Raw genomic sequence first — 13,637 nt, 5'->3', positions numbered from 1 at the left:
CAATATAGTTTCATTTAATAGAGGAATTACATTTAACATATTAACCATTATGATTTTACCATTTATGTTAGGCAATACAGGTATCTGGATATCTATAGTTTTATGTGAAGTTTTAGGATTTATATTAGCTAATCGTATAGTGTCTAGAATACTAGATATATCATTAGCTTATGTTTACAACGAAAAAAATCAATAATACAAAAATGGAGCTATCGATTTCTACAATCTTTAGCTCTATTTTTATAATTTATATACAACTTCAAATCTTTCATACTCTTTTATAGATGATTCTAGTGATATACTCATTTTAGTCATACTTATTATATTAGTCCATTATATTAGATATAACTTGCTCTCATTTAGACTCATTACAGTTTTGCATTAATATTAAAAACTCATCTACAATCTATCTAAATTATATACTTTATTATGCTATTTGGAAAAAATTCTTTTATTTGTTCTTGAAAAAATTCTTTCATCTCTGATAATTGTTCTTTAGTATAAACATATTTGCCATATCCAAATTGTCCATATTTAAATTTTCTTTCTTCATCATCCATAGGTAATGTAGTTTGTGGAAAAATCTCTAGTATTATGTTTTTCGCTTTAGTAGTGTATCTGTGAGAAATAACTTCAAATATAATTTTTTCATTAAATTCTTTAGGTAATTTTTCTTTTATAGATTTAATTAATTCTATATAATCTTGCTTCCAATTATCATATAAAAATACTGGTGCAATTATAAATCCAATTTGATATCCTGCTGATGCTACCTTTGCAGCAGCTTCAATTCTTTTAGATGATGACGCTGTATGATGTTCGTAAGTATCTATTATTTTTGGAGTATTTATACTAAATCTTATTTCTGTGTGATTATTATGTTTTATATCTAGCAAACTATCAATATCGTTGTATTTAGTAACAAATCTAAATCTTCCTTTTTCTTCTTGACCAAAAAATTCTATAGTTTTTCTTAAAGTATCTGTATAAGGTTCAACTGGTACTGGATCTGATGTCGCTGCTCCTTCAAATATAGTTACATCTGGTAATCTTTCTTCTATATATTTCTTAGCTTGATTTAATATATCATCTGTATTAGCAAATACCCTTACAAATGGCTTATCACCTAGTTGAGTATTTAGATAACAATATTCACATCTACCCATACATCCACTAACTAATGGAAGTTGATAATTTGCTGATGGTTTACAAGTTTGAAATTTTAATGTTTTTCTTATTCCTACTACTAATGTTTCTTTTCCCGCTCTATATTGTTCATATAAATTTTCACCTGGTATATGTCCTTTTATTTTATTTGAAGTAAGTTTTATAATTTCAATATTTTTATCATCTTTTACTTTATCATATATATTTTTTCCCACTTCTGTATCTAATGTTCCCTTTTCAAATATTACTCTTTTAGGCTTAAACATATATTCACCTCTTAATAATAGATTCTATCTCTATAATAGCTAATACTATTTTTCCTTAGTTTCACTTATATATTCTTTATTTAATAAACCTTAATTATAGTTTGTTACATTTATACTAATATTTATTTTTTATTAATTAGTTCTAACTGCTAACATATGCGTTTATTCAAGATAAGTTAATTTTTTATGAATAATTTCAATGATTGTAAAATATTATTTATTAAAGGTAAACAAGCCTAATACCATTACTTATACGAGGGGGATAATTATGTTAAACGTAGTTAGTAGAGATTTAAATGAAAAGACTAAATTTATAAGAGAAAGAGGTTATATACCTGCTGTAATTTATGGTAATCAATTAGATAGAAGTATTCCTATATCAGTATATAAAACTGATTTTGCTAGAATGGTTGGTGCTGGGGAAAATAGTGGAGTTTTAGAGCTAAACTTAAATGGAGATATAAAAAAATGTTTACTTAGAGAAGTTCAAGTAGACGGTGTAAAGGATGGATTTTTACATATAGATTTTATGTTAGTTGATTAGCTTTTCTAGCATCTTAAAGTAAATATTACTTTAAGATGCTCTTATATTTCTACTATTTTAAATTGTTATCACAATAAACATTCATAGCATCACTAAGAAATTGTGCTAGCCCCTCACCATATTTATCAATATTTTTAGTAAATCTTTCATCTGCAACATACATAAGTGCTAATCCTCTGAATATTTCTATTGTACAGTTATAAAAATTCTTACTTATATAGTTTCTCCATTTTTCAACTAATACTTGAACTTGTTCATCTTCTGGGTCTTTATCCATTAAACAAGCTAGTTCTTCATATATAGTTCCAGCCTCTGCCATTATATTTTCCCAGTCATTTTTTGAGTATTGAGATGTTTTCTCTTTGCTTTCTTTATAAGCATCAGAATTTCCATATCTTTTTTCTGTTTCTTCTTCATATTTTTGTTGATGTTTTTTTACTTCTTCATAATCAAAGGCTTTTAAATTTTTCTTACTCATAATATTTCCTCCTAAATTTCCTATAGTATTATCTATTGATTCTATTATTCTTTCTAATCTATTTTTCTTTTCTAATATAAGATTACGTTGAACCCTTAGAGCTTCTTCTCTATTAAAATTCTCATCATCTAAAATTTGCTTTATTTTTTGAAGTGGAAATTCTAATTCTTTGAAAAGTAATATTTGATATAATCTAGCAATGTCTTCATCGCTATACATTCTATAATTTGAATCAGTTCTTTTGCTTGGAACTAAAAGTCCTATCTTATCATAGTGATGTAGCATTCTAACACTTATTCCTGTTAATTTTGAAATTTCATTTATCTTATACACATTTCCCACCTCCTGATTTAATATTAATCTATGACATAATGTTAGAGTCAATAATTTTATAATAAAATTTAATCCCATTAATGTAATTTCAAATTATCTATCCTTGCATAAATATATTTTTTATTCCTCTATATCTATTTTTTATAGATATATTTTTATTGACAAACGATAAATAATTATTTAATATTAATACTATAATAATTCAGAAACGAGGTAGATAATATGAAAAACAACTTAACTTCAAAAATTTTAAATGTCACTGTATTGTTAGGACTAACAATCACTTGCATACTTACTTTTGCAGCTCCACTCATAGTAACAGCCTTTTTTAAAAGTGCTTATTCTATACTAGACCCTAACTTAGTGATGTCTGTAGTTGCTTGCATTTATTTATGTGCTACTCCTTATGTTATAGCACTATTTAACTTAAAGAAACTTTGTGGGATAATAGCAAAAAACAATCCATTTTCAAATACAATAGTTAAATCTTTGAAAATTATATCTATATGCTCTTTTAGTGAAATGATTTTATTTCTTGGATGTGTATGGTACTTAAAGAATTTTGTTGAATTCTTTGAAGGTTTACTTTGGGTTGGTCCTTTTACAGTTATTGCTGTTGTTGCTACAACTATAGGATTATTTGCTTTAGTAGCCTCTCGATTGTTCGAGTTATTTATAGATATTAAAGATGAAAATGATAAAACAATATAGAAAGGAAGTTTGTTATGCCGATTATTGTTAACTTAGATGTCATGATGGCAAAAAGAAAAATGAGTTCTACAGAGCTTTCTGAAAGACTCGGAATCACTATGGCTAATCTTTCAATTTTAAAAAATAATAAAGCTAAAGCTGTTAGATTTACTACTCTTGAAGCTTTATGTAAGATATTAGAGTGTCAGCCAGGTGATATTTTAGAATATGTTGAGGATAATGACCCTAGATTAAAATAAAATTAATAAAAATAAACATTTATCAAATATAAAATTTAGGTAATAACTTAATTTTTTAGTTATTATTATTTATGGAGGCTTTAAAATGAAAAAATATCTTTTAAATTTAATACCATTTATTATAACAATCGGTTGCGTGGTCACTTTTAACATCATTGGAAGTGAAGTCGCTCCAGATGGCACTCTTGTTGAACCATTTTTTTTAATACCAATTGGTTATCTATTCTTCTTTATTGGTATAATTGGACTATTAGTTAGAACAGTGTCATTCTATCGTAACACTAAAAAATCTGACAAAATATAAAGTTCATTTTGCATATTACTACTCAATAAAAACAATTAAAAAATCCCCTAAACGGGGATTTTCTTATAATGATATTATTATATTCATAAGCTGATTATTTCTTTTTATAAAATCATCTAATTGCTTAGAATCTAATTCTTTGTTAGCTAGTAAAGCCACATCTACTATTTGATTACAAATTAATGATACTTGATCTTTCTTAGACTCTTCTTCTTTTAAAGAAACTAACTTTTTAATTATTGGACTATTATCATTTATAACTAAAGTTTTTTCTTCTTCAAAATTCATTCCAAAATTCATTCCTGCAAATTGTGATTTCATTTCAGCCATTCTTCTTGATTGTTCTGAGACTAAAATAATAGCTGAAGTTTCTTCACTCTTTAGGCTTTCTACAGAATAAGTTTTTATTCTTTCACCTACTGCATCTTTGAATAAGTTTTCTATAGTAGTTCTTTCTTCTGTGTTTTCTTCTTTTTTATCTTTTAATACATCAGATAAATCTGCATCTATTCTATTAAAACTAATTCCTTGGTTTTTAAATTCTGCAAAAGATATAAAGTGGTTATCTATCGTAGAATCTAATACTACTGCATCTAATTCATAGTCTTTAAATAATTTTATATATTGAGATTGTTGTTCTTCATCACTTACATAGAATACTTTATTTTCATGCTTTTCTTTGCATTTTTCTAAGTAATCATTAAGTGTTACATATTCTGAGTTTATTGTTTTAAATAATATACTATCTTTTATTTTATCATAGAAACCTTCATCTTTTAGGCATCCAAATTTAATAAATACTTGTATGTCATCCCAGAATTTTTCATAGTTTTCTCTTTCATTTTTAAATAATGATTTTAATTTATCAGCAACTTTTTTAACTATATGTTTCGAAATTTTACTTACATCTTTATCATTTTGTAAGAAACTTCTAGATACATTTAAAGGTAAATCTGGACAATCTATTACACCTTTTAATAATAGTAAGAATTCTGGTATAACTTCTTTTATATTATCTGCCACGAATACTTGGTTGTTATATAATTTAACTTTACCTTCTATAAGTTCAAATTCATTATTTAATTTAGGGAAGTATAATATTCCTTTTAAATTAAATGGATAATCTACATTTAGATGTATCCAAAATAGTGGTTCGTCAAATGTTTTGAATACTTTTCTATAGAATTCTTTGTACTCTTCATCTGTACAATCCTTTGGTGACTTTAACCATAAAGGTTTTGTATCATTTATCGGTGTTTGCTCTTTTTCTTCATTTTCTTTTTTATCTTCTTCATTATCACTATTTAAATAAATATCTACAGGTAAGAATGAGCAATATTTATCTATTATATTTCTTACTGTATATTCTTCTAAAAATTCCTTGCTATCATCTTCTAAGAATAATGTAATTGTTGTACCTCTTGTAGTTTTGCTATCACTTTCTCTTATTTCATATTCTGTTCCACCTTCACTTATCCATCTTACTGGTGTTGCATCTTCTCTGTAAGATAGTGTGTCTATTTGAACTTTTTTAGACACCATGAAAGAAGAATAGAAACCTAATCCAAAGTGACCTATTATATCATTTTCTTCATTCATTTTATCTTTATATTTATTAAAGAAATCTTCTGCACCAGAAAAAGCAACTTGATTTATATATTTGTTTACTTCTTCTTCTGTCATACCTATACCATTGTCTTCAAATATAAGTGCTGAATTTTCTTTGTCTATAGACACATTTATTCTATAGTTTTGATCTTTATCCCCTTCTATTTCTCCTAATGAAATTAACTTCTTATGTTTGTTAACTGCATCGCATCCATTACTTATAAGTTCTCTTATAAATATGTCTTTATCAGAATATAACCATTTCTTTATTATTGGAAAAATATTTTCTGTATGTATTGATATACTACCTTTTTGATTTGTCATAAATTCTCCTCCTTGTTATAAGTAAATTTCTCTTATATAGGAACCCCTATTAATTATTATTTTAGCATTTTTGTTAGCACTGTCAAGTATCGAGTGCTAATTTTTTATAAAAAAAGGGGCAGGAGTTCTTATTTTTATTTTAAATTTTAACCTTGTAAATGTAAGTAAAAAGGTATTTTTAATTTCGTGAACAGTTTTGATATAACTCTAAATCTTTTTAGATATAATTCTGTTCTTTTTAATATGTACAAGAAAAGATATGTTTTTTTGAACACAATAAAAGCATCTAGATTAGAGATGCTTAATTATCTTTTAAATATATTTTTTATAAACTTTATACCTGTATAACAAATCGCAATCACAATTAAACTAAATACTATTAGATTGCTCCATGATATACCTATCAGTGGTTTAACCTCCATTTATATCCCCCTAGTTCTTAATATAATAATATTGTAAATTATCTACTTTCTAAATCATTAACTTTTTTCTCTAAATTAGAGATTCTACTATTTATTAATTCTTTATTTCTTTTATGTTTTTTAATAAATCCATATATAGCAATAGGAATCAGTATCCATAGTATTGTATTTAATATTTGAAAGAAAAATTCATATGTAATAGACATAAATCTACCCCCTTTTTATATTTAGGCTATGTTAGTGTATACACTGATAATAGTCTTTTGTGACAGTAACTTTCATATCATGTTTGAAATACGCTGTTATATATCGTTTTTCATGGTTATTTCCAATGTTTCGCAATTTAATTCCAGTTCAACATGCCTATCCCAATTTAAAAATTCTTCACATGTTATTAATAGCTCATTATTTGACCAACTATGAAATTTAATCATATCCATATGTATTGGACTTTCAATTAATTGCTTCTCCTTTATTGTTGATTTAATTAGTTCAATACTATAATAATCTGATATTATAAAGTCACCTGAAGGCGTTAGTGTAAGATTGTGATATTGAGGTTGACTTTCGTATTCTATTAATTCTCCGCTGATGCGGTCAAGTTGGTACAAATAGTCTGATGTAAGAACTAAAATACTATTATGTTTTTTTGAAATTGCAACGTATCTTGATGAACCTCTGAACTCACCACACCATTCACTAAAATCTTCATTAGAAAACTTAATCCATGTCCATTTTTGGGAATCCCATGAACTTGGAATGTCATAAATTCTCTCCTCATATTGTCCAGAATAAGGTTGATTGATTATTTTAGCTTCGTTAATCATTTTATTCCTCCTAAAAATTACCCATAGTCCGACCTGTATGTTTTTCAAAATTTTTCACCAAAATTAATTCAACTACAGTTATATTATAATCTTAATGGAAAATATAGTAAATTAAATGCTATACTTTAAAAATACATTTTGAAACTAGCAACTATAATTTGTCATTTTTTGTTTTAATAATATTTCTTGGGGTATACATTTAATACATAAATATTATTTATTATTAAGCTATAATTTAGGAGGAATAAAACTATGATAAAAGTATGTTCAGCATGTTCTGGAATGAGTATAGAAGATTTAAAAAATGCTCTATTAGGTAGAGAGATAGAAGATGAGTGTATTGGAGAATGTGGTTGTGAGTTTACAGGTTATATAGACGATGATTTAGTAACTGCATCATCTCAAGATGAATTCATAGAAAAATCTAAATAAAAAATTATGGAGTTGAATTTGGAAAAATAATAATCCAATATCAACTCTTTTTTTCATTTTCTGAATTTATTTCTATTACTTTAAGTCATAAGTTATTTACAGATTTAAGACCATTATAATATCAATATCCTTGCAATTAAAAAAGAATAGTACATTGAAAAACAACATACTATCCTTCTAAAACTTAAATTTTATCTAAAGTATTTTACTCCTGATTCAAATATCTTTTGATCTTTTTCACCTAAGATATTCTTTATGACATGTTCTCCCACTCTTTCTGAGTGACCCATCTTACCAAGTATTCTACCATCTAAACTTGTTATGCCTTCTACTCCATAATATGAACCATTTGGGTTAAATTCTATATTATAAGTAGGATTGTCATCAAAATCTACATATTGAGTAGCTATTTGTCCATTAACTATTAATTGCTTCATAACTTCTTCATTAGCAACAAATTTACCTTCTCCATGAGATATAGCTATACTATGTGTATCTCCTACTTCTGTTTGTGCTAGCCAAGGAGATTTATTTGATGCTATCCTAGTTCTAACTATCTTAGCTTGATGTCTACCTATGTTGTTATAAGTAAGAGTCGGTGCATCTTCTTTAGTTTCTCTTATTTCACCGTATGGAACTAATCCAAGTTTTATAAGTGCTTGGAATCCATTACAGATACCTAACATTAATCCATCTTGCTTAGTTAAAAATTCTTGTACCGCTTCTGCAACCTTTGGATTTCTAAATACTGTAGCTATAAATTTACCAGAACCATCTGGCTCATCTCCTGCACTAAATCCACCTGGTAGCATTATTATTTGAGATTGTTTTATTTCTTTTACTATTGTATCTATAGAATCTTCTATATCTTTATATGTTAAGTTTTTAAATACTCTTATATTAGCTTCTGCTCCAGCTTTTTCAAATGCTCTAGCTGAATCATATTCACAGTTTGTTCCTGGGAATGCTGGTACAAATACTCTTGGTTTAGCTATACTTATAGACGATTTCTTAGCTTCTCCTTGAGATATAAAGTTTATAGTTTCTATTTTATCTTTAATCTGTGTAGCTTTAGTTGGGAATATCGGCTCTAAAGTATCACAATGAGCTTTATATAATTCGTCTAATGCTATTTCTTCATTTTCTATTAATATACTTGGATTTTTTGTTGTGTTTCCAAGTACTACATAGTTATATCCATCTAATATACTTAAATTATCATCTGCTAATTCTAGTACTATGTTTCCATAGTTAGCTTCAAATAAACCTTCTATTTCTTCATTAAATTCAAACCCTATTTTATTACCAAATGCCATTTTACTTATAGCTTCACATATCCCACCAAATCCTAGTGCATATGTTGATAATACCTGTTTATTGTGTATAAGGTGTGTTACTTTATCTAGATTTTTCTTTAGTAAATCAAAGTCAACTATACCATTTTCTAATCTGTCTGTGCATAACATTATAACTTGTGAATTAGTTTTCTTAAATTCTGGCGATGCTACATATTTTGCATCCACAGTATCCACAGCAAATGATACCAATGTTGGTGGTACATCTATATCTTTAAATGTTCCCGACATACTATCTTTACCACCTATTGCAGGTATTTCTAATTTATTTTGAGCATAGTATGCACCTAAAAGAGCTGCAAATGGTTTACCCCACTTAGTTGGGTTATCCCCAAGTTTTTCGAAATACTCTTGTAACGTAAGTCTTATTGTACTATAGTTACCCCCAATAGCCACAACTTTACACACAGATTCTACTACTGCATATAAAGCTCCATGGAATGGACTCCATTTTCCTATCTTAGGATTATACCCATAAGTCATTATTGTTGAAGTATTAGTTTCTCCACCAAGCACTGGTATTTTAGCTACCATACCTTGTGTAGGAGTTGCTTGATACTTTCCTCCAAATGGCATAAGTACTGTGTTTGAACCTATTGTATTATCAAATCTTTCTACTAATCCTTTTTGAGAGCATACGTTTAAATCTGATAAAGTATTGATAAACTTTTCTTTTATATTGATATCTTTATCTGCTGCTAATTCACATATGTTTTCTTTTGAATTATTAACAAAGAATGTCTTTTCTTCGTCCACCTTATCTACATGAACTTTAGTAGTTTGCTTAACTCCATTTGTTTCTAAGAATTCTCTTTTTATATTAACTATAGCCTTATCATTCCAAAACATTTTCATATATCCACTATCTGTTACTGTCGCTACATGAGTTGCTTCTAAATTTTCTTGTCTTGCTAAATCTATAAACTTTTCTTTGTTTTCTGCTTTTATAACTACTGCCATACGTTCTTGTGATTCTGATATAGCTATTTCAGTTCCATCAAGTCCATCATATTTTTTAGGAACTAAGTTTAAGTTTATATCTATACTGTCTGCAACTTCGCCTATAGCAACACAAACCCCACCTGCTCCAAAGTCATTACATCTTTTTATCATTTGAGCAACTTCTTTATTTCTAAAGAATCTTTGTATCTTTCTTTCGTTAGGAGCGTCTCCTTTTTGTACTTCTGCACTACATGTAAGTATAGACTCTTCACTGTGTTCTTTTGATGAACCAGTTGCTCCTCCACATCCATCTCTTCCTGTTTTTCCTCCAAGAAGAATTACTATATCTCCTTGTTGTGGCACTTCTCTGATTACATTTTCCTTAGGTGCTGCCGCTATTACTGCTCCTATCTCCATTCTTTTTGCAACAAAGTCTTCATCGTAAACTTCTGCAACTTGTCCTGTTGTTAATCCTATTTGATTTCCATATGAACTATATCCATGAGCTGCTTCTGTAGTTATTTTTCTTTGCATAAGCTTACCAGGTAATGTATCTTCTAATGTTGTTCTAGGGTCTGCACTTCCTGTAACACGCATTGCTTGATATACATAACTTCTTCCTGATAATGGATCCCTTATAGCTCCTCCTAAACAAGTAGCAGCTCCACCAAAAGGCTCTATTTCAGTTGGATGGTTATGTGTTTCATTTTTAAACATTACTAAATATGGCTCGACTTTACCATCTATTTCAACATCAACATTTATACTACAAGCATTTATTTCTTCACTTACATCTAAATCTTCTAACTTTCCATCTTTTCTTAGTTCCTTCATAGCAATAGTTGCTATATCCATTAAGCATATATCCTTTTGTCTATCTACATAAACCTTGTTTCTAGAGTCAAGATACATATTGTATGCATCTTTAATTATATCTGTATATTTACCTTGTTCTATTTTTATATCTTCTATTTGTGTCATGAAAGTAGTATGTCTACAATGATCTGACCAATAAGTATCTAATACCTTTATCTCTGTTATAGTTGGATTTCTTTTTTCTGTATTTTTAAAATAATTTTGAATATGCTCTAAATCCCCTAATGTCATAGCTAAGCCTTGCTTATTTAAAAATTCTTTTAAATTATCTACTGTTAAATCTATAAATCCATCTAGTACTTGTACCTCTGTAGGAATCTCTGTTTCTATCTTTAATGTATTTGGTTTTTCTAAAGATGCTTCTCTACTATCAACTGGATTTATGCAATAATTTTTTATTTTATCAAAATCCGTATCACTTATATTTCCGCTTAATATATAAACTTTAGCTGTATTTATAGTAGGTCTTATTCCTTGATTTACGATTTGAATACATTGACTTGCCCAATCCCCTCTTTGATCGTATTGGCCAGGTAAGTACTCTATTGCAAATACTCTTTCCTTTGTTTCATCATCATTTGAAACGTCTAATGTTTCATGATAAACAATATCTAAATTAGGTTCTGAGAATATTGTTCTTGAAGCTTTTTCATATACTTCATTTTCTATTCCTTCTATATCATATCTATTTAAAACTCTTATATTTTCTATTCCTTCTATGTGTAAACTTTCTATTAAATCCTTTTTTAAAGCTTCAGCTTCAATGTCAAACCCTGGCTTTTTTTCTACTAATATTCTTTTAACATTCGACTCTAAATTTGTAGTATTTAACATATCTTTTCTCCCTTTTTAGAAAAATTAGATTTCTATTCCAATGTCATTTCTATAATGCATTCCTTCAAAGTTTATCCTATTAATATTTTCATATACCTTTTTAGCTGCATCTTCAACACTACTAGCTTTTGCTGTTATTCCTAATACTCTACCACCATTAGTTACTAAGTTATTGTCTAACATCTTAGTTCCACTATGAAATACTACTACATCTTTATCTAAATTCTCAAGCCCACTTATTATCTTACCTTTTTCATAACTTTCTGGATATCCTCCAGATGTAAGTATTACACAAACAGCTTCTTCTTTTTTATAATCTATATCTACATCTTTTAATCTATTTTCTAAGATAGCTTCTATTATTTTGTGTAAATCAGTTTCTAATCTAAATAAAACAGATTGTGTCTCAGGATCTCCAAATCTCACATTATACTCAAGTACTTTAGGTCCATCTTCAGTTATCATAAGACCTACAAATAATATTCCTTTATAGTTTAATCTATCTTTTTTGAATCCTTCTAAAGTCTTATTTAATACTTTTTCTTCAATTTCTTTAGATAGTTCCTCTGTATATATCTCACTTGGAGAGAAGGTTCCCATTCCTCCTGTGTTTGGTCCCTGTTCATGGTCATATATCTTTTTATGATCTTTTGCACTTACCATAGGAACTATTGTGTCATTATCTACAAATGCTAATATAGAAGTTTCAATTCCTTTTAAAAATTCTTCTACAACTATTTTATCGCCAGCACTCCCAAACTTTTTATCACTCATCATTTCTTTTAAAGTAACTATAGCTTCTTCTCTATTTTGTGGTATTACAACACCTTTTCCTGCTGCTAATCCATCTGCTTTTATTACTACTGGATATCCAAAGCTGTCTATTTCATTTATAGCTTCATCTAATTTTGTATATTCCTTGTATTTTGCAGTTGGAATGTTATGTCTTATCATAAATTCTTTAGAAAATGCCTTACTTCCTTCTAATTGAGAGCATTCTTTGTTTGGACCAAATATTTTAAGACCTTGTTTTTCAAATTCATCTACAATTCCATTAACAAGAGGAATCTCTGGTCCAACTATAGTTAAATCTATTTGTTCTTTCTTTGCAAATTGTAATAATTTTTCTATATCACTATCATCTATATTTAAACACTCTGCAACATCAGAAATTCCCGCATTACCTGGCGCACAGTATATTTTATTCACATTATTTTCGTTATTTAGCTTCCAAGCGATGGCATGTTCTCTACCACCGCCTCCTATAATCAATACCTTCATACTTTGCCTCCTAGTGCTTAAAATGCCTTATTCCTGTAGTTACCATAGTCATTTCATACTTATCACATGCTTGTATTGAATCTTTATCATTTATTGAACCACCTGGTTGAACTACTGCATCTATTCCATATTCATATGCTAATTCTACACAGTCACTAAATGGGAAGAAAGCATCCGATGCTAATACTGCACCTTTGAAGTCTTTATCTTTATTATTTTCTAGTGCATTTTTTAATGCCCATATTCTTGAAGTTTGCCCACATCCTAATGCTAAGGTTTGGCCATCTTTAACTATTGCTATAGCATTTGATTTCATATTTTTAACTACTTTCATACCAAATTCCATATCTTCTAGTTGCTTTTCTGTTGGTTGAGTTTTTGTAACAGTTTCATACTTTTCTACTAATGAGTTGTTTTTATCTTGAACTAATAATTTTCCGTCTAAATATTTCATATCATACGGTTGTAAACTATCTTCTATCTTAGCAAGCTTTAATACTCTTAAGTTTTTCTTTTGTTTTAATATTTCTAAAGCTTCTTCACTATAATCATAAGCTACTACTATTTCTAAGAATATTTCGTTCATCTTTTGAGCAGTTTCTTTATCTACTGTAGAAGTTATTCCTACTATTCCTCCAAATATTGAAACTTTATCAGCTTCATAACATTTTGTGTAAGCTTCAAAAGCATCTTT

Annotated in this window: 13 protein-coding genes and 1 pseudogene; 6 read left to right on the top strand and 8 right to left on the bottom strand. The window is 28.0% G+C overall.

Going from position 1 to position 13,637, the window contains the following annotated elements:
• Positions 1 to 196 (top strand): hypothetical protein (locus VLM92_RS09950; protein WP_331681743.1); only part of this gene is annotated, 196 nt, incomplete at its 5' end.
• A gap of 214 nt (positions 197 to 410) precedes the next feature.
• Here the strand turns inward: VLM92_RS09950 and splB are convergent.
• Positions 411 to 1,433, bottom strand: coding sequence for a spore photoproduct lyase (gene splB, locus VLM92_RS09945; protein ID WP_325276191.1), 1,023 nt, complete (start codon positions 1,431 to 1,433; stop codon positions 411 to 413).
• A gap of 268 nt (positions 1,434 to 1,701) precedes the next feature.
• Between splB and VLM92_RS09940 the strand changes: the two genes are divergently transcribed.
• A complete protein-coding gene (locus VLM92_RS09940; RefSeq protein WP_325276190.1) occupies positions 1,702 to 1,977 on the top strand; it encodes a hypothetical protein in 276 nt (91 codons plus the stop codon).
• A gap of 52 nt (positions 1,978 to 2,029) precedes the next feature.
• On the opposite strand, the gene VLM92_RS09935 is transcribed toward VLM92_RS09940, so the two are convergent.
• Positions 2,030 to 2,788, bottom strand: coding sequence for a MerR family transcriptional regulator (locus VLM92_RS09935; protein ID WP_325276189.1), 759 nt, complete (start codon positions 2,786 to 2,788; stop codon positions 2,030 to 2,032).
• A 222-nt stretch (positions 2,789 to 3,010) separates the two neighbouring features.
• Between VLM92_RS09935 and VLM92_RS09930 the strand changes: the two genes are divergently transcribed.
• From VLM92_RS09930 to VLM92_RS09920, 3 genes are all read left to right on the top strand, one after another.
• Positions 3,011 to 3,499 carry a DUF2975 domain-containing protein gene (locus VLM92_RS09930; protein WP_325276188.1) on the top strand — a complete coding sequence of 163 codons (489 nt, stop codon included), beginning with the start codon at positions 3,011 to 3,013 and terminating at the stop codon, positions 3,497 to 3,499.
• A gap of 14 nt (positions 3,500 to 3,513) precedes the next feature.
• Positions 3,514 to 3,738 carry a helix-turn-helix transcriptional regulator gene (locus VLM92_RS09925; protein ID WP_325276187.1) on the top strand — a complete coding sequence of 75 codons (225 nt, stop codon included), beginning with the start codon at positions 3,514 to 3,516 and terminating at the stop codon, positions 3,736 to 3,738.
• An 85-nt stretch (positions 3,739 to 3,823) separates the two neighbouring features.
• Positions 3,824 to 4,042, top strand: coding sequence for a DUF3955 domain-containing protein (locus VLM92_RS09920; RefSeq protein WP_325276186.1), 219 nt, complete (start codon positions 3,824 to 3,826; stop codon positions 4,040 to 4,042).
• Between the two features lie 63 nt (positions 4,043 to 4,105).
• Here the strand turns inward: VLM92_RS09920 and htpG are convergent, their stop codons facing one another.
• The 3 genes from htpG to VLM92_RS09905 form a co-directional block, all read right to left on the bottom strand.
• Positions 4,106 to 5,974 (bottom strand): molecular chaperone HtpG, encoded by a 1,869-nt coding sequence (gene htpG / locus VLM92_RS09915; protein ID WP_325276185.1) that lies wholly within the window; start codon positions 5,972 to 5,974, stop codon positions 4,106 to 4,108.
• A gap of 460 nt (positions 5,975 to 6,434) precedes the next feature.
• Positions 6,435 to 6,602, bottom strand: a complete 168-nt coding sequence (locus VLM92_RS09910; protein WP_325276184.1) for a hypothetical protein — start codon at positions 6,600 to 6,602, stop codon at positions 6,435 to 6,437.
• 96 nt (positions 6,603 to 6,698) lie between these two features.
• Positions 6,699 to 7,223, bottom strand: a complete 525-nt coding sequence (locus VLM92_RS09905) for a hypothetical protein (protein WP_325276183.1) — start codon at positions 7,221 to 7,223, stop codon at positions 6,699 to 6,701.
• A gap of 252 nt (positions 7,224 to 7,475) precedes the next feature.
• On the opposite strand from VLM92_RS09905, the gene VLM92_RS09900 reads away from it, so the two are divergent.
• On the top strand, positions 7,476 to 7,655 hold the full coding sequence (locus VLM92_RS09900; protein WP_325276182.1) for a hypothetical protein: 180 nt from the start codon (positions 7,476 to 7,478) through the stop codon (positions 7,653 to 7,655).
• Positions 7,656 to 7,846: 191 nt separating this feature from the next.
• Here the strand turns inward: VLM92_RS09900 and VLM92_RS09895 are convergent, their stop codons facing one another.
• The 3 genes and pseudogenes from VLM92_RS09895 to VLM92_RS09885 all read right to left on the bottom strand — a co-directional run.
• Entirely contained in the window at positions 7,847 to 11,662 is a 3,816-nt protein-coding gene (locus VLM92_RS09895; protein ID WP_325276181.1) for a phosphoribosylformylglycinamidine synthase, read from the bottom strand.
• Positions 11,663 to 11,686: 24 nt separating this feature from the next.
• The gene (gene purD / locus VLM92_RS09890) at positions 11,687 to 12,943 is read right to left on the bottom strand and encodes a phosphoribosylamine--glycine ligase (protein WP_325276180.1); all 1,257 of its coding nucleotides are present in this window, start codon (positions 12,941 to 12,943) and stop codon (positions 11,687 to 11,689) included.
• A gap of 10 nt (positions 12,944 to 12,953) precedes the next feature.
• Positions 12,954 to 13,637: pseudogene (locus VLM92_RS09885) on the bottom strand (bifunctional phosphoribosylaminoimidazolecarboxamide formyltransferase/IMP cyclohydrolase); the annotation flags it as partial.

It is taken from the genome of Romboutsia sp. (genome assembly GCF_035470145.1).
Lineage (GTDB): Bacteria > Bacillota > Clostridia > Peptostreptococcales > Peptostreptococcaceae > Romboutsia_D.
This window is presented reverse-complemented; position numbering and strand designations above follow the sequence as displayed.

Bases quoted from the DNA above. Each gene is read 5' to 3' on its own strand.
- VLM92_RS09940 (WP_325276190.1), top strand. From the start codon at position 1,702: ATGTTAAACGTAGTTAGTAGAGATTTAAATGAAAAGACTAAATTTATA.
- VLM92_RS09900 (WP_325276182.1), top strand. From the start codon at position 7,476: ATGATAAAAGTATGTTCAGCATGTTCTGGAATGAGTATAGAAGATTTA.
- VLM92_RS09920 (WP_325276186.1), top strand. From the start codon at position 3,824: ATGAAAAAATATCTTTTAAATTTAATACCATTTATTATAACAATCGGT.
- purD (WP_325276180.1), bottom strand. From the start codon at position 12,943: ATGAAGGTATTGATTATAGGAGGCGGTGGTAGAGAACATGCCATCGCT.
- VLM92_RS09895 (WP_325276181.1), bottom strand. From the start codon at position 11,662: ATGTTAAATACTACAAATTTAGAGTCGAATGTTAAAAGAATATTAGTA.
- splB (WP_325276191.1), bottom strand. From the start codon at position 1,433: ATGTTTAAGCCTAAAAGAGTAATATTTGAAAAGGGAACATTAGATACA.
- VLM92_RS09925 (WP_325276187.1), top strand. From the start codon at position 3,514: ATGCCGATTATTGTTAACTTAGATGTCATGATGGCAAAAAGAAAAATG.
- VLM92_RS09905 (WP_325276183.1), bottom strand. From the start codon at position 7,223: ATGATTAACGAAGCTAAAATAATCAATCAACCTTATTCTGGACAATAT.
- htpG (WP_325276185.1), bottom strand. From the start codon at position 5,974: ATGACAAATCAAAAAGGTAGTATATCAATACATACAGAAAATATTTTT.
- VLM92_RS09910 (WP_325276184.1), bottom strand. From the start codon at position 6,602: ATGTCTATTACATATGAATTTTTCTTTCAAATATTAAATACAATACTA.
- VLM92_RS09930 (WP_325276188.1), top strand. From the start codon at position 3,011: ATGAAAAACAACTTAACTTCAAAAATTTTAAATGTCACTGTATTGTTA.